We start from the raw sequence: 21,573 nt of genomic DNA, 5'->3' as shown, positions 1-21,573 counted from the left end.
TGGTGGGGAGAAGGGATCAGGGGCGGGCCAGGGAGATGGCGTACTTGGGCCAGAAGGTGCCGCTGGCCGGCTCGCCGGGACGGCAGTCGCCGTCGGACTCGCCGGGGTACTTGACCCAGAGCAGGGCGTCCACCCGGGGCAGGCCGGTGTCGGCCGTCGGCTCCTCGCCGAGCGCCCGCCCGGGCGGGTTGCACCAGCTCGGCGCCCCCTTGACCCGGTTCCCCGGGTACGGGCCGTTGCCGTTGCGGCTGGTGTCGACGACGAAGGTGGTGGCACCGCCGAGCGCGTCGGAGATCCGGTGCCCGTAGGCGACGTTGTCCTCGGTGCGGACGAAGTTCGCCACGTTGAGCGCGAAGCCGTCCGCCTCGGCCACCCCGGCCCGGCGCAGGCCGGCCGCCAGCGCCTCGACGTCCTTGATCCAACCCGGGTGTCCCGCGTCGAGGTAGATCCGGGCGGTACCGGTGCTGGCCAGCACGGCGACCGCGTCGCGTAGCAGCGCGAGCCGACCGTCGGAGTCGCGTACGCAGCCGGCCACCGCGTCCGGGAGCGCGCCCGGCTCGAGGACGACCGTCACCGGACGGCCGGCTATGCCAGCAGCCACGTCGCGGATCCAGGACTGGTACTCGGCACCGGAACCGGCCCCGCCGCCGCCCCGCCGGCCGCAGTCCCGCTGCGGCACGTTGTGCACCACCAGCACCGGAATCTGGCCGGCGATCGCGGCCTGCCCCAGGAAGGTGTCGACCTCGTCGCGGGCCGGGCCGCCGGTCAGCCACTTCGCGCTCGGCCGGCTGCCGATCCCGCGCAACGCCTCCGCCTCGGCCGTCTCGCCGCGCGCCGCACGCCGGTCCGCCTCGGTGTCGGCCGGGTTCGCCGGGTCGACGTAGAAGACCGACGGCGGGGGCGGCGGCGTGCCCCCGGCTACCTCGGGTATCGGCGGCGGTGCGGGGTCCGCGCCACAGCCGTTCAGTAGCAGCGTCAGGGCCATGCCGGCCGCCGCGACGCGGGCCGGGTGCTGGCTGCGCACCGGGATCAGTCGTCGTCTTCGTCGTCGAGCCGGGCGAGCCAGGTGGCGAACCGCTCGATCGGGGTCTCGAACTCGGGGTTCAGGTCGACGAAGTCGCGCAGCCGCTCGCCGAGCCACTCCATGCTGACCTGCTCGTCGCCCCGTCGCTCGACCAGTTCCTCGATGCCCCGGTCGGTGAAGTACATGCGCCTACTCGCTTCCTCACCGGTGCGTACCCGGTGAAAGCCGGCCGGCCCCGCCCCACCCTCGGGTGGGACGGGACCGGAGTGGATCTCGTCAGGGGCGGGGGAGGGCCGCTTCGATGAGCGCGGTCTGCTCGACCTCGTGCATCTTCGCCGAGCCGACGGCCGGGGCGGCGGCGGCCGGGCGGGAGATGCGGCGCAGCCGTACCCCGTCGAGGTGCTCCAGCAGGTTGAGCGCGACGAACGACCAGGCACCCTGGTTGGCCGGCTCCTCCTGCACCCAGGCGAAGTCCTCCGCGTTCGGGTACTGCGCGAGGGCGGCCCGGATCTCCTCCACCGGCATCGGGTAGAGCTGCTCCAGCCGGATGATCGCCGTGTCGGTGAGGCCGCGCTCCTGCCGGGCCTGGAACAGGTCGTAGTAGACCTTGCCCGAGCAGAGCAGCACCCGCTTGACCTGCTCCGGAGCCGGAGCGGCCTGGTCGCCCAGCACCGAGGCGAAGGTGCCGGTGGTGAAGTCCTCCACCGAGGAGACGCAGAGCTTGTGCCGCAGCAGGGACTTCGGCGTGAACACCACCAGCGGCTTGCGCTTCGACGAGAGGGCCTGGCGACGCAGCAGGTGGAAGTAGTTCGCCGGGGTGGTCGGGATGGCGACCCGCATGTTGTCCTCCGCGCACAGCTGGAGGAACCGCTCCGGGCGGCCGGAGGTGTGGTCCGGGCCCTGCCCCTCGTGTCCGTGCGGCAGCAGCAGGGTGACCGCCGAGCGCTGGCCCCACTTCACCTCGCCGGAGGAGATGAACTCGTCGATCACCGACTGGGAGCCGTTGACGAAGTCGCCGAACTGCGCCTCCCAGCAGACCAGCGCGTCGAGGTTCTCCACCGAGTAGCCGTACTCGAAGCCCATCGCGGCGTACTCGGACAGCAGCGAGTCGTGCACGAAGAACCGCGAGCGCTCACCGTCGCCGGTCAACGACTTCAGCGGCAGGTAGTCGTCGCCGGTCGCGGCGTCGACGATCGAGGCGTGCCGCTGCACGAAGGTGCCGCGGCGCGAGTCCTGCCCGGCGAGCCGGACGGTGACCCCGTCGTGCAGCAGCGCGCCGAAGGCGATGATCTCGCCGAAGCCCCAGTCGATGTTGCCCTCGACGGCCATCCGGGCCCGCCGGTCGAGCAACTGCTGGATCCGCTTGTGCGGGGTGAACCCCTCGGGCAGGTTGACGTGCGCCTCGCCGATGGCCTTGACGACCGACGCCTCGGTCGCGGTCTCCACCAGCGGCTCCGGCTCGTCCTGCCGGGACGGCCGGCTCAGCTGGCGCGGCGTGCTGGCCGCGTCGCGGGTGGCCTTGAACACCCGCTCCAGCTGGGACTGGTAGTCGCGCAGCAGTTCCTCCGCGTCCTCCACGGTGATGTCACCCCGCCCGATCAGCTCCTCGGTGTAGAGCTTGCGGACCGAGCGCTTCGAGTCAATGATCTTGTACATCTGCGGGTTGGACATCGAGGGGTCGTCGCCCTCGTTGTGTCCCCGCCGCCGGTAGCAGACCATGTCGATCACGACGTCCTTGTTGAACGTCTGCCGGTACTCGAAGGCCAACCGGGCGACCCGGACCACGGCCTCGGGGTCGTCGCCGTTGACGTGGAAGATCGGCGCCTGGATCATCCGGGCCACGTCGGTGCTGTAGAGGCTGGAGCGGGAGTACTCCGGCGCGGTGGTGAAGCCGACCTGGTTGTTGACCACGACGTGCACCGTCCCGCCGGTGCGGTAGCCGCGCAGCTGGGAGAGGTTCAGCGTCTCGGCCACCACGCCCTGACCGGCGAAGGCGGCGTCGCCGTGCACCGCCAGCGGCAGCACGGTGTAGCCCTCCAGCTTGAGGTCGATGCGGTCCTGCTTGGCCCGCACGATGCCCTCCAGCACCGGGTCGACGGCCTCCAGGTGCGACGGGTTCGCCACCACCGAGACCTTGACCGAGTGGTCGCCGCCGGGCGTGGTGAACTTGCCGTTCTGGCCGAGGTGGTACTTCACGTCGCCGGAGCCCTGGGTGGAGCGCGGGTCCAGGTGCCCCTCGAACTCCGAGAAGATCTTCTCGTACGGCTTGCCGACGATGTTGGCCAGCACGTTGAGCCGGCCCCGGTGGGCCATGCCGATGACGACCTCGTCCAGGTCGCCCTCGGCGGCGGCCTCCAGCACCTCGCCGAGCAGCGGGATCAGCGACTCGCCGCCCTCCAGCGAGAAGCGCTTCTGGCCGACGTACTTCGTCTGTAGGAAGGTCTCGAACGCCTCGGCCGCGTTGAGTCGGTTGAGCACGTGCTTCTGCTCGTCGGCCGGCGGCTTCTCGTACTTGCGCTCGACCCGCTCCTGGATCCAGCGGCGCTCCGCCGGGTCCTGGATGTGCATGTACTCGATGCCGACCCGCCGGCAGTACGAGTCGCGCAGCACACCGAGGATCTCCCGCAGCCGCATCCGCTGCCGGCCGTTGAAGCCGTTCACCGGGAAGGTGCGGTCCAGGTCCCACAGGGTCAGCCCGTGCTGGAGCACGTCCAGGTCCGGGTGCTTGCGGATCTTGAACTCCAGCGGGTCGGTGTCGGCCATCAGGTGGCCGCGCACCCGGTACGAGTGGATCAGCTCGTGCACCCGCGCGGTCTTGTTGATCTGACCCTCGCTGTCGACCGCGACATCGCGCATCCAGCGCACCGGCTCGTACGGGATGCGCAGCGAAGTGAAGATCTGGTCGTAGAAGCCGTGCTCGCCGAGCAGCAGCTCGTGCATGACCTTGAGGAACTCGCCGGACTGCGCGCCCTGGATGATCCGGTGGTCGTACGTGCTGGTCAGCGTGATGACCTTGCTGACCGCCAGCTCCGCCAGGGTGGCCTCGCTCATGCCCTGGTACGGCGCCGGGTACTCCATCGCGCCGACGCCGATGATCGCGCTCTGACCCTGCATCAGCCGCGGCATGGAGTGCACCGTGCCGATGCCGCCGGGGTTGGTCAGCGAGATGGTGGTGCCCGAGTAGTCGTCCATGGTCAGCTCGTTGCGGCGGGCCCGCCGGACGACGTCCTCGTACGCCTGCCAGAACTGCCGGAAGTCCATCTGCTCGCAGCCCTTGATGGAGGGAACCACCAGGTTGCGGCTGCCGTCGGGCTTGGCCAGGTCGATGGCGATGCCCAGGTTGACGTGCTGCGGGCGGACCATCGCCGGCTTGCCGTCGACCTCGGCGAAGGAGTTGTTCATCTCCGGGTGCGCGACCAGCGCCCGGACCAGCGCGTAGCCGACCAGGTGGGTGAAGCTGACCTTGCCACCGCGCCCCCGGGCGAGGTGGTTGTTGATCACGATGCGGTTGTCCACCAGGAGCTTGGCCGGCACGGCGCGCACGCTGGTGGCGGTCGGCACGGCCAGGGAGGCGCCCATGTTCTGGACGATCTTGGCGGCGACGCCGCGTAGCGGGGTGGTCTGCGGCCCCGGGGCCGTCGGCGCGGTCTTCGCCGGCTCGGCCTTGGCCGGCTGGGCCTTCGCCGGGGCCGGTGTGGTGCCGGCGCGGGGCGCGGCCTTGGCGGGGGCGGCCTTGGCGGCCGGCGCGGTCTTGGCCGCCGGTGCGGTCTTCGCGGCCGGCTCGGCCTTCGCCGGGGCGGGCTCGGCCGCGGCGGTGGTCGGCCGGCCGGCGCCGTCACCCTCGGCCGCGCGGGCGGCGCCCGGAGCGGGCCGGTAGTCGGCGAAGAAGTCGTGCCAGGCCGGATCGACGCTTGTCGGGTCGGCGAGGTAGCGCTGGTACATCTCCTCGACGACCCACTCGTTCGGGCCGAAACCCGCCAGTGGGTTCTCCTGCGAAGTCTGCTGGGTCGACACGGCCGGTAATCGCCTCTTTCACGCGGGTGTGTATGTCACGCGGTGTCCCACGGCGCCGGGACGGGCGCACAGGACGGATCCAAGGCTACGCCGTACTGATCGCCGAGGCATTTCCGCCTCCAACGCGTGGTCAGATTCACAGAAGGTGCGAGAAGTTCGGTAAGCGCTGCGCGTCCCGTTGCTTACTGCTACGGCATTGCCTACTGCTACGGCCCGACGGGCCCGGTTCACCGGCTGCCACCGGTGAACCGGGCCCGTCGGGCCGTTGGTCCGGGCCCGTGCGGGCCCGCGGACGTCAGGAGATGTCGCGGCGCCGGGTGATCAGGATGCCGACGACGCAGCTGACCAGCGCGTACCCGATCAGCACGAGCGCGCCGACCCACCAGGCGGGCAGCATCTCGTTCTCGCCGGGCGTGATCATGATCGAGGACGCGGCGGCCGGCCAGATCACCTGCCACTTGATCACGGCCATGCTGTCCAGCCAGTTCGACAGCAGCAGGAAGAGCAGGCCCACCACCTGCGTACCGATCAGGTAGAGCACCGAGGCGGTGATCACCGCGCCCAACTGGTTGGTGATCAGGGTGCCGATGCCCACGCCGAGCACGGTCCAGATGGCGTACGCCATCAGGTTGAGCAGCAGCGCCCGCTGGACCTCCCACTCACCGAGCAGGGTGCCGTGGTCGTTCAGGGCCAGGAATGCCGCGCCGGCGCCGAGGTCGATCAGCGTGGTCACCAGCCAGAAGGAGAAGCCCAGCAGGCTCGCCGCGATCAGCTTGCTGACGATCACCGCAGTACGCCGCGGGGTGGCCAGGAAGGTGGTGGTCGCGGTCTGGTGGAAGAACTCGTTGGTGACCATCAGGATGCCGATGAGCATCACGAACATCAGCCCGAGGTACTGCCCCGAGGTGTAGAGGTTCGCCGCCTGCGCCGGAGCGGAGGCGGCATCGCCGGTGACGCCGAACTCCTCGCCGCCGCCACCGAGCGTCTCGTGGGCCAGCCAGGCGTTGAACGGGAAGGCCAGGGCGATCGACAGGAACGCCCCGATGGCCAGCCACCACCAGGTGCTGGTCGTACGGATCTTGAGCAGTTCGGAGCGGACCAGGTTGCTCATCGAATGCCCGCCTTTCCGGCCGTCAGCTCAAGGAACACGCGTTCCAGGTCGGGTCGTTCGGTGGTCAGCTCGTGCAGCTCCACGCCGGCGGCCAGCGCCGCCCGGCCCACCGTCGGGGCGTCCACCCCGGCGATCAGGAGCGCGCCCTGCTCGTCGGTCTCCACCGTGGCCGGCCCGCCGGCCAGTGCCGTAGTCAGCGCGTCCGCCTGCGGGGTCCGGACCCGGACCCGGACGCCCTGCGCCATCGACCCGATCACCTGGTCGACCGGGCCCTGTCGGACCAGTTGCCCGGCCGCGATGATCACCACGTCGTCGGCCAGCAGCTGCATCTCCGACAGCAGGTGGCTGGAGACCAGCACCGTACGGCCCTCGGCGGCCAGGCCCTTGAGGAACCCGCGCATCCACCGGATGCCCTCCGGGTCCAGCCCGTTGGCGGGCTCGTCGAGGATGAGCACCTGCGGGTTGCCGAGCATCGCGGCGGCGATCCCGAGACGCTGCTTCATGCCCAGCGAGTAGCCCTTGAACTTGCGCTTCGCCGCCGGGGTCAGCCCGACCAGGGCGAGCGCCTCGTCGGCCCGCTGCCGGGGCAGCCCAGCCGCCGCGCAGATCACCCGCAGGTGGTTGATGCCGGTGCGCCCCTTGTGTGCGCTGGAGGCTTCCAGCACCGCGCCGACGTGCCGTAGCGGATCGGCCAGGTCGGGGTACCGGCGGCCACCGATGGTCGCCGTACCGGCGCTCGGGGTGACCAGATTCAGCAGCATACGCAGGGTGGTGGTCTTGCCCGCGCCGTTCGGACCGAGGAAGCCGGTGACCCGGCCCGGCTCGATCGTGAACGACAGGTTGTTGACCGCAAGGACGTTGCGGTACTGCTTGGTCAGGCCGGATACCACGATCTGCGCGTCATTGGTGGGGCGTGGCTGCCCGTCGGACATTGTTCTCCTCCCGTTGGCGCCGGGGTGCGCCGTTGCACAGCGTGACGGCAGTGGTCAAGCAAATCAATCGGGCGCGCTCCGGAGATCGCGATCCATCCCAGGCATGAGCCGTCTCATCCCCAGGTACTACCCGATCGACGGTGGTACTCAGACGGCGATCCAGGTGGCCCGGGCGCGGCCGAGCAGGACACCGTCCGGGCCGTACAGGCTGGTGCGCACCTGCGCCTTGCGCCCCTCGATGCCGACCACCGCGCCGGTCACCACGCACTCGTCGCCCGGGCGGGGCAGCGCCTCGACCAGAGCCGCGATCCGGCCGAGCAGGTACGGGCGGCCGGCCCCGATCACCGCCCAGCCGCCGGGACAGTCCAGGGCGGCCCAGACCGTGGCGGCGCTGACCTGCTCCGGCGCGCGCACCGGCGCGGCCGTCCGGCCGCCCGGCAGCGGCCCGGGAAAGATCCGCAGGCCGTCGGTGCGTTGCGGGCCACACACATAGCAGCTCGGAAACGGGTGGTCCACCAACCCGGGGTACGCCGCCGAGGCGGCTCGGGCGGTAGCCAGGTCGACCGGCGGCACCACCTCGTCGAGCGGCTCCGCCGGGCGCACCTGCGCGACCACCTCACCGGCCGGGTCGCGCACCTCCCCGTCGACCAGCGCCAGCGGGGTGTCCAGCGGCGGCGGCCGGCGCAGCGTCACCTCGACCGGCCCGTCCCCGCCGAACGCCCCGGCGAAGACCCCGGCGCTCCAGCCGCCGTTGCCCGAGCCGGCCGGCCCGTTGAAGCGCGCCTCGATGATCATCGAACTCCTCCCGCCGCGCCGGCCACCTCACCCGGCACCCCGGCAGCCTCGCACGGCCGCCGCCCGGCCACCCCGGGCGGGTCGGCCGACAGGGGTGGCCAGCCACCGGTCGCCGACCGGCGTTCACCGGATCGACACCGCTGCCCACCAGGGCCGGCAACCCACCGGGGGCTACACAAGGGGCATGGCCGTTATGCCCGCCGCGGACGTGTCCCTGACGACCAGCGGCTACACCCTCTCGATCGCCGATGACCCCAGCCAGGTCGAGGCCGCCCAACGCCTGCGCCACCGGGTGTTCGCCGGTGAGCTGGGCGCGACCGTGTCCCCGGGCGAGCCCGGCCTCGACCACGACGCCTTCGATCCGTACTGCGACCACCTGTTGGTGCGGCAGGAGAGCACCGGCGCGGTGGTCGGGACGTACCGCCTGCTCCCGCCGGGGCGGACCAACCGCCGCTACGCCGAGGGCGAGTTCGACCTGGCCGCGCTCGATCCGCTGGGTGCGCAACTCGTCGAGGCCGGCCGTTCGTGCGTGCACCCCGACCACCGGACCGGCGCGGTGATCAACCTGATGTGGGCCGGTATCGCCCGCTACCTGCACCTGCGCGGCCTGCGCTGGCTCGGCGGGTGCGCCTCGGTGCCGGTGGCCGACGGCGGCCTGGCCGCCGCCGAGGTGTGGGCCCAGGCTCGGGCCCGGCACCTGGCGCCGCCGCCGCTGCGGGTCCGCCCGCTGCGGCCCTGGTTCGCCGAGCCCGGTGTCCCGACCGAGCCGGTCGCGGGGTCGGCCAAGCTGGTCCCACCGCTGCTGCGCGGTTACCTCCGGCTCGGCGCCTGGGTCTGCGGCGAGCCTGCGTACGGCCCGGACTTCGGGGTGGCCGACTACTACGTCCTGCTCTCCATGGACCGGATGAACCCCCGCTACCTGCGGCACTTCCTCGGCGAGCCGGCATGACCACGCTGGCGCACCCGCTGTGGCGGCCGATGTCCGGGTGCGGGCCCGACTGTCTGCCGCTCCCCGGCCAGTCCCCGGCGGTGCCGGTGGCCCGGCAGGTGGGGCGGGCCGCCGCCCTGCTCGGCATGCTTGGGCTCGGGATCGGGCTGGCCGCGTTGCTCCCGCTGCTGCCCGCGCAGGAGCGCCAGGCCGCCATGCGCGGCTGGGCCCGGGCGACGGCGCGTGCCTGTGGCGTACACCTGACGGTGCGGGGCCGGCTGCCCCGGCGGCGCGCGCTGCTGGTGGCCAACCATGTCTCCTGGTGGGACATCCTGGCCGTGCTGGCGGTCGCGCCGGCCCGGCTGGTGGCCAAGCACGAGGTCGGCCGCTGGCCGCTGGTCGGGCTGCTCGCCCGGGCGGCCGGGACGGTCTTCGTGGACCGCTCCCGCCCCCGCGCACTGCCCACCACGGTGGGGCGGGTCGCGGCGACGTTGCGCGCCAACCGGTCGGTAGCGGTGTTCCCCGAGGGGACCACCTGGTGTGGTGCGGGCGCCGGATGCCGCCCGCCCGCCGGATTCCGGCCGGCGATGTTCCAGGCCGCCATCGACGCCGGGGCGCCCGTGGTGCCGCTGCGGATCGGCTACCGGTGCGGGGTGACCGGCGAGCCGACCACCGCCCCGGCCTTCGTCGGCGACGAGACCCTGCTGCGCTCGGTGCGCCGGGTGCTCGCCGCCCGGGACCTGACGGTCACCGTCGAGATCGCCGCGCCGCTGCACCCCGGCCGCGCCGCCGACCGTCGGACGCTGGCCCGGGTCGCCGAATCGGCCGTCCATCTCGTACCGTCGGCGGCGGTATCGTCGCGGACGGAGGCGGCACCGGCGGTGTCGCGCCCGGAAGCGGAACCGGCTCGCCCGGCAGTGGTGGTGGAGCCGGCACGGCCGGAGCCGCTGCGGCCGGAAGGGGTGGCGGAGCCACCGCGGTCCGAGACGGTGCCGGTGCCGGCGTGGCCGCAAGCACGGCCGGCGCCGGCCGGGACGGGGCCCGACGTGGGCAGCGTGCCCGGTCGAGAGCTGCCGCTGGCCGCCTGATCAACACGGTGCCCGCGCTCACAGGTTTTTTTCAGTATCCGCCCAGCGTGAGCGCAGCGACTGCGCGGATGATGGGCGGCATGGCGGCTACCCAGACCGAGGCGCGACTACTCGTCGTCGAGGACGATCCCAACATCCTCGAACTGCTCTCTGCGAGTCTGCGCTTCGCGGGCTTCGACGTGGCCACCGCCACCAGCGGCAGCGCCGCGCTCAGCGCGGCCCGGGACCACCGGCCCGACCTGGTGGTGCTCGACGTGATGCTGCCGGATCTCGACGGCTTCGAGGTGATCCGGATGTTGCGCGAGGGCGGTACGCGTACCCCGGTGGTCTTCCTCACCGCCCGGGACGCCACCGACGACAAGATCCGCGGCCTGACCCTGGGCGGCGACGACTACGTCACCAAGCCGTTCAGCCTGGAGGAGCTGACCGCCCGGATCCGGGCGGTGCTGCGCCGCACCAGCAGCGGTGAGCAGGCCCCGGCCCGCCTCACCTTCGCCGACCTGGAGCTGGACGAGGAGACCCACGAGGTCTACCGGGCCGGCCAGCGGGTCCAGCTCTCGCCGACCGAGTTCAAGCTGCTGCGGTACCTGATGCTCAACGCCAACCGGGTGCTGTCCAAGGCGCAGATCCTCGACCACGTCTGGAACTACGACTTCCGGGGCGACGACAACATCGTCGAGTCGTACATCTCGTACCTGCGGCGCAAGGTCGACACCACCGAGCCCCGGCTGATCCACACCCTGCGTGGGGTGGGCTACGTGCTGCGCAAGCCGGCGGCGTGAATCCGTTACAGCAGGGCAAGGCCCGGCTGAGGGGAGTCCCGCTGCGGATCAAGCTGGTCGCGGCCGTCCTCGCCCTGGTCGCCGCTGCGCTGGTGGTGATCAGCTCGCTCACCACCTTCTTTCTCCGCAGCTACCTGGTCGACCAGATCGACGGGCAGTTGCGCGGTTCGAGTCAGGTGCTCGGGCCGAAGATTCCCAGCTTGCTCGAGCGCAGGGTGGAAGTCACGTTGCCCAGCGACTACGTCGTGGTACTGGCCAACCCCGACTGGGGGGTGAGCGTGCCGAGCTACGACGACCGCACGCTGAAGCCGGAGCAACTGCCTCCCTTCCCCCGCGGCCTCGAGGGTTTCGCCGACCGGGTGGGTCCGCCCCGTACGGTGACCTCGCTCGATGGCCATATTCGCTGGCGGGTCTACTACGCGCAGTTGGAGAGCAACGAGGTGCTGGCCATCGGCCAGCCGCTCACCGATGTGGAACTGGCGGTCAAGCGGCTGATCTGGATCGACTTGCTGGTCGGTGGAGCGGTGCTGATCCTGCTCGCCTCGATCGGCGCGGCGATCGTGCGGACCAGCCTCAAGCCACTGGTAGAGATCGAACGTACCGCTGCCGCCATCGCCGGTGGTGACCTCAGCCGGCGGGTGCCCGACCCGGAGGAGGGGCAGCCCTGCCCCACCTCGGAGCTGGGGCGGCTGTCCCGCGCGCTGAACGCGATGCTCAGCCAGATCGAGATGGCCTTCACCGCCCGCGCGGCGTCGGAGTCCGCGGCCCGGACCGCCGAATCGGCGGCCCGGGAGGCCGCCGGGTCGGCCCAAGCCTCCGAGGCCCGGGCCCGACGCTCCGAGGAACGGATGCGGCAGTTCGTCGCGGACGCCTCGCACGAGCTGCGTACGCCGCTGACCACCATCCGCGGTTTCGCCGAGCTGTACCGGCAGGGCGCCGCCCGGGCCCCGGAGCAGACCTCCGACCTGCTGCGCCGGATCGAGGACGAGGCGGCCCGGATGGGCCTGCTGGTGGAGGACCTGCTGCTGCTGGCCCGGCTGGACCGCGAGCGACCGCTCTCGCTCGCCCCGGTGGAACTGCCGGTGCTGGCAGCCGACGCCCTGGAGGCCGCCCGGGTGATGGCGCCGGAGCGGCGGATCGAGCTGGAGATCGAGCCCGGTTCCGGGCCGCTGGTGGTGCGGGGCGACGACGCGCGGCTGCGGCAGGTGATCGGCAACCTGATGACCAACGCGCTGCGGCACACTCCGCCGGAGGCGTCGGTGACGCTGCGGCTGCGGGCCGAACCGGGCAACCTGGCCGTGGTGGAGGTGGCCGACACCGGTCCGGGCCTCACCGGCGAGCAGGCGGAACGGGTCTTCGAGCGCTTCTACCGGGCGGACGCCTCGCGCACCCGCCGGGTCGGCGGGAACACGGGCACGGGCCTTGGCCTGGCCATCGTCGCCGCACTGGTGACCGTGCACCAGGGCACCGTCGAGGTGACCGAGACGCCGGGCGGCGGCGCCACCTTCCGGGTGCGGTTGCCGCTCGCCCCGGCCACCGACAGTGAGCACGAATGACTTTCAGCGAATGCTCAGGCCAGTCCAAGGCGGGTCGCAGAGCGATGGGGGAGGGTAGGGACATGACCGAGTACGAGTCCGACCCGCGGCGGCCGGCCCCCACCGACGCCGAGCCGTCGCACCCCGAGCTGTCCCGCGCCGAGCGCGCGCAGTCCGACTCCTCATCCGTTCCGGCGGGCGGCACCGGCGCCGATCCCACCGCCGAGGAGCCGACCATCCCGGTCCGCGCCGTCGAGGCGCCGGCCACCGCCTCCGGCGAGGCCCCGGCCACCGCTTCCGGCGAGGCCCCGGCCACCGTCTTCAGCTGGCAGGACCGGGAGCCGACGCTGCCGGGTCTGCCCGTCGCCGGCTCGCCGCCGCCGGTCCAGCCGACCTCCTCGCCGGTCCAGCCGACCCCGCCGGCCCAGCCGGTCTCCGGCCAACCGACCTCGCCGCCGGCCCAGCCGGTCTCCGGCCAGCCGGTCTCGCCGCCGGTGCAGCCGGTCTCCGGCCAGCCCACCTGGGCGCCGGCCGGCCACCACCCGTACCAGCCCGGCCACGCCGCGCCCGGCGCGCGTTACCCCGGCGCACCCTGGTACCCGAGCCAGCCCGGCTGGTCCGGTGCGGCCCAGCCGGGGGCGCCCAGTGCCGGGCACCCCGGGTATCCGGGGCACCCGGGCGGGCTGCCCGCCGGCTACCCGGGGCAGCCGGCACCGTGGGCACCCACCCCGTCCAGCGGGCCTCGTCCCGGCCGGATCGCCAAGATCGCCGGTGCCGGCGTCGCGGTGTTCGCGTTGATGCTCGGCAGCGGTGTCGCCGGTGGGGCGCTCGCCCTGGCCCTGAGCGACGGGGCCGGGGTCACCCGCACCTACTCCGCCGCCCCCATCATCGACGGCGCCGACCTGCCGCGTATCGCCGCGTCGGTGCAGGACAGCGTCGTGTCGATCACCACGGGCAGCGGCGAGGGCTCCGGCGTGGTGCTCAGCGCCGACGGCTACGTACTGACCAACAACCACGTGGTCGCCGGCGGCGGCGACACCGTCCTGGTGATCTTCGCGGACGGCACCAAGGCCCAGGCCCAAGTTGTCGGCACCGACCCGAAGACCGACCTGGCGGTGCTGAAGGCGAGCGGGGTGAGCGACCTCAAGGCGGCCACCTTCGGCGACAGCGACGCGATGCAGGTCGGCGACCAGGTGCTCGCCCTGGGCAGCCCGCTCGGCCTGCAGGGTTCGGTCACCGCGGGCATCCTCAGCGCCCGGGACCGCACCATCCAGGCCGGTAGCGGTCAGCAGCTTCCCGGCCAGGCGGTCAGCTCGATCTCGGGGCTGCTCCAGACCGACGCGCCGATCAACCCCGGCAACTCGGGTGGGGCCCTGGTCAACACGCGGGGCGAGGTGATCGGCATCAACACCGCGATCGCCACCTCGGGTCAGGGCAACACCGGCAACATCGGGGTGGGCTTCGCCATCCCGAGCAACAAGGCCAAGGATGTGGCGGACAAGCTCCAGCGGGGCGAGAAGATCAGCCACCCGTCGCTGGGGGTGAGCGTGAGCGGCTCGCCCGACGGGGGTGCGCTGGTCAACGCGGTCACCGCGGGCAGCGCGGCCGAGCGGGCCGGGTTGCAGCGCGGTGACGTGATCACCCGGTTCGGCGACAAGGTGATCAACGACTCGAACGATCTGGTCGGCGCCGTCCAGGCCGGCAAGGTCGGTGACCAGGTCCAGGTGACCTATCAGCGCAACGGGGCCGAATCGTCGGCAACCGTGACGCTCGCCGAAGCGTCATAACGTCAAGAACCTCCCTCCCCTCGGGGCGGCGGGTGGCGCGGCCAAGGGGGTTGGTCGCGACGCCCGCCGCCCCGCCCTCGTTCCCGGCCCGGTTCACCCACTGCGGGTGAACCGGCGTCACCCCGCCGGCCGGCAGCCTCGGCGGTGGAGCTCTTCGAGGCGTATGGGGGTGCCATGACCACCACGGCAGCGGCCGCCCGGACCGACGACCAGATCCAGCGCGATGTGCTCGACGAACTCGCCTGGGAGGCGCAGGTGCGTTCGACCGACATCGGGGTGACCGTGCACGACGGCGTGGTGACCTTGACCGGCTGGGTGGACAGCGCCGCCCGCACCTGGGCCGCGGTCCGCAGTGCCCAGCGGGTACGCGGGGTGCGGGCGGTCGCCGACGACATCGAGATACGCCCGATCGGGCCGGTCGACGTCACCGACGGAGACCTGGCGATCGCGGCCAGCCGGGCGCTGGAGTGGAACAGCTTCGTGCCCGCCGAACGGCTGGACCTCACCGTCGCCAACGGCTGGGTGATGCTGCGCGGCGAGGTGGAGTTCGGCTGGCAGCGGCGTACCGCCGAGCGGGAGCTGCGCCGGCTGCGGGGCGTACGCGGCGTCACCAACCTGGTCGAGGTCCGTCCCGCCGCCCGGCCGGATGCCGATCGGGTCCGCCGCGACGTGCAGCGCGCCCTGCTGCGCGGCATCGGCACCGAACGGGTGACCGTCGAGGTGCACGGCGACACGGTGACCCTGAGCGGGGTGGTCCGTTCCTGGTGGGAGCGGGACCAGGCGGAACGGGTGGCCTGGTCGGCCGAGGGCGTGTGCGCGGTGCGCGACGAACTGCTGGTGGGCGGCTGAGTCGAGCCGTGATGTCCGGTTTGCCGGTGCCGGGGTCGGGAAACCGATTCGATCCCCGAAGCCGCCCGGCAGCGGAGCGGGGCTGACGCCACCACAGACCGACGGGAGGGCTCGTGGCCGACAACCACGCTGCGGGGGAGCGCCAGTTGCGGATTGCGATGGTGGTCCCACCCTGGCTGTCGGTGCCGCCGCCGGGCTACGGCGGGCTGGAGCAGGTGGTGGCCGGCCTGGTGGACGCCCTGGTCGACCGGGGACACGCGGTGACGCTGATGGGCGCTGGTGAGGCGCACGGCACCGCCGCCGAGTTCCTCGCCACGCTCGACGAGTTGCAGTACGACCGGCTCGGCGAGTCGCTGCCCGAGCTGGCCCACCTGGCCCGGGTGAACCATCTGGTCAGCGCGGCCGACTTCGACGTCGTCCACGACCACACCACGATCGGTCCCCTGGTCGCCGGGCGGCGGGAGGTGCCCACCGTGGCGACCGTCCACGGCAACCCGGTGGGTGAGTACGGCACGGTGCTCAGCGACACCGACCGGGGAGTCGGGCTGGTGGCCATCTCGCACGCCCAACGCCGGTTGAACCCCAGGCTGCCGTGGGTCGGCACGGTGCACAACGCGATGGAGATCGACACCTTTCCGCGCAAGAGCGTACCCAGCCACGGGCCGGTGCTGTGGCTGGCGCGGTTCAGCCCCGACAAGGGGCCCGACCTGGCGATCCGTGCCTGTCGGTCGGCCGGTCTGCCGCTGGTGCTGGCCGGCAAGTGCAACGAGCCCGCCGAGCGGCGCTACTACGACGAGGTGGTCCGGCCGATGCTCGGCCCCGATGTCACCGTGGTGCTCGACGCCGACCGGGAGGCCGTGCTGCGGCTGCTGGTCGAGGCGCGTTGCCTGGTCATGCCGATCCAGTGGGAGGAGCCGTTCGGCATCGTGATGCTGGAGGCGATGGCCACCGGCACGCCCGTGGTGGCGCTGCGCCGGGGGGCGGTGCCGGAGCTGGTGCGGCCGGGGGTGACCGGGCTGGTCTGTGATCGGGCGGACGAGTTGCCGGCGGCGTTGCGCGAGGCATCCGGCCTCGACCCGGCTGACTGCGTGGCGCACGTCGCGCGGACCTTCTCCACCGAGCGGATGGCGACCGGCTACGAGGCGGTGTACCGCCGGTTCCTCGTCGCGGCGACCCCGCGGACCGCCGTGCGGGAACCGGCCCGCGTCGTGCCGGGCTGAGAGTCTGTCAGACCTGCGCGGCGCCGAGCGCGGCGATCGCCGCGTCCAACTGCTGGGCGTACGCCGGACTCAGCCCCTCCTCGCGCAGCCGGGTGGACACCTTCTCGCGCAGCCGGGCCACCCCCGGCCCCAGCTCGCCCTCGCCGCCGCTCACCGCCCGGGTGAGGTTTCGCAGCTCGTTGCGCAGGTCCAGCGCGACGTCGTCGCGGATGCCGCCGTCGGCGAGGCCGGCGCCGATCACCTCTTCGAGGCGGTTCGCCGCCTCGATCAGGGTGTCCGTGCCGCCCGGCGGGCTCGCCGCGGCGGTCGGTGCCGGCGGCGTGGGCGAGGCGGTCGGCGGCGACGCGGGTGGCTGCTCGGTGGCGCCTTCGGCGGGCAGGGACGGTCCGTCCGACACGGTCGGCCCGGCGGTGGGCAGCGCGGCGGGTGGATCGGTGTCGTCCGGCAGCAGCGCCGGCACCGCCAGCGCCGCCCCGATCAGCACCGCCAGCGCCGGTAGGACGACCACCGGGCGCAGCAACGGTTTGCGCCGCCCATCGGCGGAGCCGGGAGGTGGCCCACCGCCGTCGGGTGCGCCGCCGGCCCATCCGCGCGCCCCGGCCGCGCCGCTACCCGGCCTGACTCCGGCGGTACCCGGTTCAACCCCGGCGGTACCCGGCCTGACGCCGGCGGTGGCCGAGACGCCGGCCGTGGCCGAACCGGCCGTGCCGGTGGCCGGGGCCGATCCGACCGCGACGGTGGCGCGCGGCGGCTCGACCGCGGGGAGGGTGACGGTGGGGGAGAGCATCGTGCTGGCCTGCGGATCGGCGGGCAGCATCTGGTCGCGCAGTACGGTGGCCAGTTGACGGGCGGTGGGCCGGTCGGCCGGGTCGCGGGACAGGCAGCGCAGGCAGACCTGGGCCACCGCTGGCGGTAGGCCCGGCACGCCGGCCAGCGTGGGCGGGGTGCCGTCCGCCAGCGCGGAGCTGAGTTCCTCCCAGGTGTCCGCCGGGTACGGCACGCGGCCGGTCAGCGTCTCGTGCAGCAGCACCCCGAGCGAGTAGACGTCGGTTGCCGGCTGGGCCGGCGCGCCGTCGAGTCGCTCCGGCGCCACGTACGCCGGGGTGCCGAAGGTGGCGCCGTCCTCGTCGTCGTCGGGGGCGCCGATCCGGGTGGCGATGCCGAAGTCGAGCACCTTCGCGCCTACCTGCGTCATCATCACGTTGGCCGTGGTGACGTCCCGGTGCACGATGCCGAGCCGGTGGGCGGCGGCGAGCGCGTCGGCGACCTGGGCGCCGATCTCCACCGCCTCGGGCCACGGCAACGGACCCTCGGTGAGCCGAGACTCCAACTCCTCGCCGGAGAGCAGTTCCATCACCACGAACGAGGTGATGGAGCCGTCCGGTGCCACCGTCTCGCCGTAGTCGTGCACCGACGTCACGTGCGGGTGGACGAGCTGAGCGGCGGCTCGGGCCTCCTCGCGGACCATGTCGCGGAACCGGGCGTCGGCGGCCAGTGACGGGGCGAGCACCTTCAGCGCGACCACCCGGTCGAGCACCTCGTCGTGGGCCCGCCAGATCACCGACATTCCGCCGGCGCCGATCTGATCGATCAGCCGGTACCGGGTGGCCAGCAACCGGCCGGGCTGCAGTGCTGGCTTCACGGAGCGCACCTGCCTCATAGGTGGGAGCGGTATCAGGTTGCGCGAATGTTGCCGCCCTGTCAACGGGCTCCGGCGCGACGGGTGCGGGCCTCGACACGCCGGGCACGGCCCGGTACGGGCGTGCCGTGGTGAACAGCGTTCCGGTACGGGCGTGCCAGGATGAATGGCATGGCGCGGGGACCGGTGGCGTTCGTGCTCGGGGGCGGGGGCGTCCTCGGCGCGGTCGAGGTGGGCATGTTGCGGGCCCTGTTCCGGGCCGGGATCCGGCCGGACATGGTGCTCGGCACGTCCATCGGCGCGGTGAACGGCGCCCTGGTCGCCGCCGACCCGTCCGAGGCGGTCACCGACCGGCTGGTGCGGCTCTGGGCCTCGCCCGAGGCGAGCGAGGTGTACGGCGACTCGGTGGCCCGGCAGCTGCGGCGGTTCGCCGCCCGTACCCATCTGCACTCGCCCCGCCCGCTGCGCAAGCTGCTGGAGAGCGAGCTGGGCGCGGAGACCACCTTCGCCGACCTGAAGATCCCGTTCCGCTGCTGCGCGGCGAACATCGAGCGGGCCGCCGAGCACTGGTTCGTCAGTGGACTGTTGGTGCCGGCCGTGCTCGCCTCCGCCTCGGTGCCGGGGCTGCTGCCGCCGGCCCGGATCGGCGACCAGCACTACATCGACGGCGGCATCGTCAACTCCATCCCGATCGGCGAGGCGGTGACGGCCGGCGCGGCCCGGATCTTCGTACTCCAGGTGGGCCGGATCGAGCGTGCGCTGACCCCGCCCCGTCGGCCCTGGGAGATCGCTCAGGTCGCGTTCGAGATCGCCCGCCGGCACCGGTTCGCCCGGGAGATGGCCGCCCTGCCCGACGGGGTGGAGGTGCACGTGCTGCCGACCGGTGGGCTGGAACCGCGCGACGACACCCCGTGGGCGTACCGGGACATGGCCGCGGTGGGTCGGCGGATCAGCCGCGCCTATTCGGCCTCCCGGCACTACCTGGCGAACCTGGAGCGCTGATGCCGTTGCCGCCGCGGTGGGTCCGCCGACTGCTGCTGGGGCCGGGCGTGGTGCTGCTCGCGTTCCTACTGGCGACCACGGTGCCGCTGTGGGCGTTGGCGGCCCTGGCCGTGTCCCCGTTCGTCCCCGGGCGGTTGCGCCCGCTGCGCGTGCTCTGGGTCGCCTGCTTCTACCTGTTCTGGGACGCGGCGGCGCTGCTCTGCCTGTTCGTGCTCTGGGTTGCCTCCGGGTTCGGCTGGCGGGTGGGCTCGCCGGCCTTCCAGCGTGCCCACTACGTGCTCGCCGGCTGGTTCCTGCGGGTGATGTTCTGGCAGGCCCGGTGGACGCTGCGGCTCAGCATCGAGGTGGTCGGCACCGACCCCGACACCGCCCTGCCCGGCCGGCCCGAGCTGGTGGTCTGCCGGCACGCCGGTCCGGGCGACTCGTTCATCCTGATCCACGCCCTGGTCAACTGGTTCCGGCGGGAGCCACGGATCGTGCTGAAGGACACCCTCCAGTGGGATCCGGCGATCGATGTGCTGCTCAACCGGCTGCCGAGCCGGTTCATCGCGCCCGGCCGCGACGGCCGGGGCTCCCTCACCGAGCAGATCGGGCACCTCGCCACCGGGCTGGACGACGACGACGCCTTCGTGATCTTTCCGGAGGGCGGCAACTTCACCCCGAAGCGCCGGCTACGGGCCATCGCCCGGCTGCGGGACCGGGGGCACGAGCGGATGGCGGTGAAGGCGGAGGCCATGCAGCACGTGCTCGCCCCGCGACCCGGTGGGCTGCTGGCGGCGCTGGACGCCGCCCCGGACGCCGGGGTGATCTTCGTGGCCCACACCGGCCTGGACCGGATGCTCACCGTCACCGACGTGTGGCGGGAACTGCCGATGGACAAGCGGCTGGTGATGCGGTTCTGGTCGGTGCCGCCGGAGGAGATCCCGACCGGGCGGCAGCAGCGGATCGACTGGCTCTACGACTGGTGGAGTCGGATAGACGAGTGGATCGCGGCGAATCGCGACGACGCCACGTAGGGTGCGCAGGTGGACCAGATCAGCGTGGTGACGACGGTGGTCGATGCGCGATCGGTCGCCGACCTGCTGGCCGCCGCCGCCGTGGCCGGGCGGCTCGCGGCCTGCGCGCAGGTGGGCGGCCAGGTGGAGAGCACCTACTGGTGGCGGTCCGGGGTGGAGACCAGCACCGAATGGTCGGTGCAGTTCAAGACCGCACCGGACCGGGTCGACGCGCTGGTGGAGCAGGTCCGCGCCAGCCACCCGTACGAGGTACCGGAGATTCTGGTCAGCCGGGTCGACTGCGGCCACCCCGGGTACGCCGCCTGGGTGTACGAGCACACCCGACCCTGAGTACGCACACTCTGGTGCGGACGGGGTGGGTCCGCCGAGGATGACCGGGTGGACAACGGCTACCCCTGCCCGGCCTGCGGCGCACCCGCGAACCTGGACACCGGCTGCACCGGCTGCGGCCGGCCGCCGCACCCCGCCGCCGCCGAGGTGATCCGGCTCGACCGGGAGATCCTCGTACTCGGTGGTGAGGTGGAGCGGGCTCGCCAGACGTACGAGGAGATGGCCGGGCGGCTGGCGACGACCCGGCGGCGGCGGGCCGAGTTGGCCGGTGCCGTCCGGGCGGAGTTCCCGGCGCCGGTCGTGGCCGGGCCGCCGGGCGCGCCGGCGCTCGCCCCGATGGCTGCCGGGTGGCCGTCCGTTCCGACGGTGGGGCCCACGCAGTTGCCCGCCCCGGCGGTGCCGGCACCCGCGGGCGGGGCGGAGACCTCGGCGCGAACGGTGCAGGGTCTACTTTTCGTCGTCGGTGGGCTGCTGCTCGGCACCGCGGCGACGGTGTTCACGGCGGTGGCGTGGGCGTCGGTCGGGGTGGCCGGTCGGGCGCTGATCCTGCTGGCGTTCACCGCGCTGCTGCTCGCCGTGCCGCTGGTCGCGCGCTGGCGTGGGCTGCGCGGCACCGCCGAGACGTTCGCCGCCGTCGGGCTGCTGCTGGTGGTGCTCGACGGGTACGCCGCCTGGACGGTGGACCTGTTCGGGGTGACCGGCTGGCCGGGTAGCCGGTACGCCGCGTTCGTCGCGGCGGTCAGCGCGGCGGTCGCGGCCGGGTACGCCCGGGTCAGCAGGCTCGCCGTGCCGTGGTTCGCGGCGCTGCTCGCCGCCCAGCCGGTGCTGCCGCTGTTCGCTGCCGAGGCCCGGCCGGAGACGGCCGGCTGGGCGGTGGTCTTCGTCGGGGTGGCGCTGGTCGACCTGGCGGTGATCGTCGCGCTGCGGCACCGGTCGAGGGCCGTCGCGGGCGAGGGGGCCGCGACGACCCCGGCGCTGAGGATGGCCGGGCAGGTGACGGCCGGGATCGGGTACGGCGTCGCGGTGCTGCTCGCCGCCGGCTGCGCGCTGGTGCCGCTGCTGGTCGGTCGGGCGGGCGGCGTACCGCTGCTGGCCGGCGGACCGATGCTGCTGGTGGCGCTGACCCTGCTCGGTGCGGCGCTGCTGCTCGGGGGGAGGACGGCGCGGGCGGTGGCGGCCGGCGCGCTGGTGCCGGTGCTGGCCGCGGCGCTGATCCGCCCGGCGGGGGAGCTGCGCCCGTCGTTGCTGCTGCTGGCGGCGGCGCTGGTCGCGGTGCTGCTGGCCGGCGCGGTGCGGCTGCTCCCGGCCGGCTGGCGGCCCGGCCCCCGGGTCGGTGCGCTGCTGGTGGCCGGCGCCGGGGCGCAGCTGACGGGGCTGACGGCGGTGGTGCTGGCCGGCGCCGCCGTCGGCCGGTCGTTGCCACCGTGGCGGGGGGCCACGGTGGGGCCGGCGTTCGGCTGGGGCTGGCAGCTGCCGGTCGCGGTGGCCCTGACCTCGGCGGCGGCGGTCTGGCTGCTGCCC

The 21,573-nt window shown here is 73.3% G+C and carries 17 protein-coding genes and 1 pseudogene; 11 read left to right on the top strand and 7 right to left on the bottom strand.

The genetic code is table 11. The annotated features are described in order from the left end of the window. Positions 1-16: 16 nt before the first annotated feature. The 6 genes from C1I95_RS14120 to C1I95_RS14095 all read right to left on the bottom strand — a co-directional run bounded on the left by C1I95_RS14120 (position 17) and on the right by C1I95_RS14095 (position 7,876). Positions 17-1,024 carry a glycoside hydrolase family 6 protein gene (locus C1I95_RS14120; RefSeq protein WP_233513658.1) on the bottom strand — a complete coding sequence of 336 codons (1,008 nt, stop codon included), beginning with the start codon at positions 1,022-1,024 and terminating at the stop codon, positions 17-19. Between the two features lie 5 nt (positions 1,025-1,029). Further along, entirely contained in the window at positions 1,030-1,209 is a 180-nt protein-coding gene (locus C1I95_RS14115) for a DUF6104 family protein (RefSeq protein WP_111214279.1), read from the bottom strand. Positions 1,210-1,300: 91 nt separating this feature from the next. Continuing rightward, entirely contained in the window at positions 1,301-5,038 is a 3,738-nt protein-coding gene (locus tag C1I95_RS14110) for a multifunctional oxoglutarate decarboxylase/oxoglutarate dehydrogenase thiamine pyrophosphate-binding subunit/dihydrolipoyllysine-residue succinyltransferase subunit (protein ID WP_111214278.1), read from the bottom strand. A gap of 295 nt (positions 5,039-5,333) precedes the next feature. Next, positions 5,334-6,149, bottom strand: coding sequence for an ABC transporter permease (locus C1I95_RS14105; RefSeq protein WP_111214277.1), 816 nt, complete (start codon positions 6,147-6,149; stop codon positions 5,334-5,336). After that, on the bottom strand, positions 6,146-7,081 hold the full coding sequence (locus C1I95_RS14100) for an ABC transporter ATP-binding protein (protein ID WP_111214276.1): 936 nt from the start codon (positions 7,079-7,081) through the stop codon (positions 6,146-6,148). The genes C1I95_RS14105 and C1I95_RS14100 overlap by 4 nt, the downstream gene beginning before the upstream one ends. A gap of 147 nt (positions 7,082-7,228) precedes the next feature. Further along, the gene (locus tag C1I95_RS14095) at positions 7,229-7,876 is read right to left on the bottom strand and encodes a hotdog family protein (protein ID WP_111214275.1); all 648 of its coding nucleotides are present in this window, start codon (positions 7,874-7,876) and stop codon (positions 7,229-7,231) included. A 184-nt stretch (positions 7,877-8,060) separates the two neighbouring features. Here C1I95_RS14095 and C1I95_RS14090 point away from each other — a divergent pair, with 184 nt between their 5' ends. The 7 genes from C1I95_RS14090 to C1I95_RS14060 all read left to right on the top strand — a co-directional run bounded on the left by C1I95_RS14090 (position 8,061) and on the right by C1I95_RS14060 (position 16,065). After that, the gene (locus C1I95_RS14090; RefSeq protein WP_111214286.1) at positions 8,061-8,825 is read left to right on the top strand and encodes a GNAT family N-acetyltransferase; all 765 of its coding nucleotides are present in this window, start codon (positions 8,061-8,063) and stop codon (positions 8,823-8,825) included. Beyond that, positions 8,822-9,892 (top strand): lysophospholipid acyltransferase family protein, encoded by a 1,071-nt coding sequence (locus C1I95_RS14085; RefSeq protein WP_438941310.1) that lies wholly within the window; start codon positions 8,822-8,824, stop codon positions 9,890-9,892. The genes C1I95_RS14090 and C1I95_RS14085 overlap by 4 nt, the downstream gene beginning before the upstream one ends. Before the next feature lie 80 nt (positions 9,893-9,972). Further along, the gene (locus C1I95_RS14080) at positions 9,973-10,674 is read left to right on the top strand and encodes a response regulator transcription factor (protein ID WP_111214285.1); all 702 of its coding nucleotides are present in this window, start codon (positions 9,973-9,975) and stop codon (positions 10,672-10,674) included. Next, on the top strand, positions 10,671-12,230 hold the full coding sequence (locus C1I95_RS14075; protein ID WP_111214274.1) for a sensor histidine kinase: 1,560 nt from the start codon (positions 10,671-10,673) through the stop codon (positions 12,228-12,230). Before C1I95_RS14080 ends, C1I95_RS14075 begins: the two co-directional genes overlap by 4 nt. 62 nt (positions 12,231-12,292) lie before the next feature. Beyond that, positions 12,293-13,996 (top strand): trypsin-like peptidase domain-containing protein, encoded by a 1,704-nt coding sequence (locus C1I95_RS14070; protein ID WP_111214273.1) that lies wholly within the window; start codon positions 12,293-12,295, stop codon positions 13,994-13,996. 174 nt (positions 13,997-14,170) lie between these two features. After that, positions 14,171-14,845: a BON domain-containing protein gene (locus C1I95_RS14065; RefSeq protein WP_111214284.1), complete on the top strand. Its 675-nt coding sequence runs from the start codon at positions 14,171-14,173 to the stop codon at positions 14,843-14,845. A gap of 158 nt (positions 14,846-15,003) precedes the next feature. After that, positions 15,004-16,065 carry a glycosyltransferase family 4 protein gene (locus C1I95_RS14060; protein ID WP_111214283.1) on the top strand — a complete coding sequence of 354 codons (1,062 nt, stop codon included), beginning with the start codon at positions 15,004-15,006 and terminating at the stop codon, positions 16,063-16,065. Between the two features lie 7 nt (positions 16,066-16,072). Here the strand turns inward: C1I95_RS14060 and C1I95_RS14055 are convergent, their stop codons facing one another. Further along, a complete protein-coding gene (locus C1I95_RS14055) occupies positions 16,073-17,725 on the bottom strand; it encodes a serine/threonine-protein kinase (protein ID WP_111214272.1) in 1,653 nt (550 codons plus the stop codon). 150 nt (positions 17,726-17,875) lie between these two features. On the opposite strand from C1I95_RS14055, the gene C1I95_RS14050 reads away from it, so the two are divergent. The 4 genes and pseudogenes from C1I95_RS14050 to C1I95_RS14035 form a co-directional block, all read left to right on the top strand. Continuing rightward, a complete protein-coding gene (locus C1I95_RS14050) occupies positions 17,876-18,706 on the top strand; it encodes a patatin-like phospholipase family protein (protein ID WP_111214271.1) in 831 nt (276 codons plus the stop codon). Continuing rightward, positions 18,706-19,722, top strand: a complete 1,017-nt coding sequence (locus C1I95_RS14045; protein WP_111214270.1) for a 1-acyl-sn-glycerol-3-phosphate acyltransferase — start codon at positions 18,706-18,708, stop codon at positions 19,720-19,722. The genes C1I95_RS14050 and C1I95_RS14045 overlap by 1 nt, the downstream gene beginning before the upstream one ends. Positions 19,723-19,731: 9 nt before the next feature. Continuing rightward, positions 19,732-20,052 carry a divalent-cation tolerance protein CutA gene (gene cutA, locus C1I95_RS14040; RefSeq protein WP_111214269.1) on the top strand — a complete coding sequence of 107 codons (321 nt, stop codon included), beginning with the start codon at positions 19,732-19,734 and terminating at the stop codon, positions 20,050-20,052. Between the two features lie 48 nt (positions 20,053-20,100). Continuing rightward, positions 20,101-21,573: pseudogene (locus C1I95_RS14035) on the top strand (SCO7613 C-terminal domain-containing membrane protein); the annotation flags it as partial.

Source organism: Micromonospora craterilacus (assembly GCF_003236315.1).
GTDB classification, from domain to species: domain Bacteria; phylum Actinomycetota; class Actinomycetes; order Mycobacteriales; family Micromonosporaceae; genus Micromonospora; species Micromonospora craterilacus.
Note: the sequence above shows the minus strand (reverse complement) of the source record. Positions and strands in the feature narration are given on the sequence as shown.

Excerpts from the sequence above, each read along its gene's own strand:
- C1I95_RS14045 (WP_111214270.1), top strand. The coding sequence starts at position 18,706 with ATGCCGTTGCCGCCGCGGTGGGTCCGCCGACTGCTGCTGGGGCCGGGC.
- C1I95_RS14055 (WP_111214272.1), bottom strand. The coding sequence starts at position 17,725 with ATGAGGCAGGTGCGCTCCGTGAAGCCAGCACTGCAGCCCGGCCGGTTG.
- C1I95_RS14080 (WP_111214285.1), top strand. The coding sequence starts at position 9,973 with ATGGCGGCTACCCAGACCGAGGCGCGACTACTCGTCGTCGAGGACGAT.
- C1I95_RS14090 (WP_111214286.1), top strand. The coding sequence starts at position 8,061 with ATGGCCGTTATGCCCGCCGCGGACGTGTCCCTGACGACCAGCGGCTAC.
- C1I95_RS14085 (WP_438941310.1), top strand. The coding sequence starts at position 8,822 with ATGACCACGCTGGCGCACCCGCTGTGGCGGCCGATGTCCGGGTGCGGG.
- C1I95_RS14115 (WP_111214279.1), bottom strand. The coding sequence starts at position 1,209 with ATGTACTTCACCGACCGGGGCATCGAGGAACTGGTCGAGCGACGGGGC.
- C1I95_RS14065 (WP_111214284.1), top strand. The coding sequence starts at position 14,171 with ATGACCACCACGGCAGCGGCCGCCCGGACCGACGACCAGATCCAGCGC.
- C1I95_RS14095 (WP_111214275.1), bottom strand. The coding sequence starts at position 7,876 with ATGATCATCGAGGCGCGCTTCAACGGGCCGGCCGGCTCGGGCAACGGC.
- C1I95_RS14100 (WP_111214276.1), bottom strand. The coding sequence starts at position 7,081 with ATGTCCGACGGGCAGCCACGCCCCACCAATGACGCGCAGATCGTGGTA.
- C1I95_RS14070 (WP_111214273.1), top strand. The coding sequence starts at position 12,293 with ATGACCGAGTACGAGTCCGACCCGCGGCGGCCGGCCCCCACCGACGCC.
- C1I95_RS14050 (WP_111214271.1), top strand. The coding sequence starts at position 17,876 with ATGGCGCGGGGACCGGTGGCGTTCGTGCTCGGGGGCGGGGGCGTCCTC.
- C1I95_RS14060 (WP_111214283.1), top strand. The coding sequence starts at position 15,004 with ATGGTGGTCCCACCCTGGCTGTCGGTGCCGCCGCCGGGCTACGGCGGG.
- C1I95_RS14105 (WP_111214277.1), bottom strand. The coding sequence starts at position 6,149 with ATGAGCAACCTGGTCCGCTCCGAACTGCTCAAGATCCGTACGACCAGC.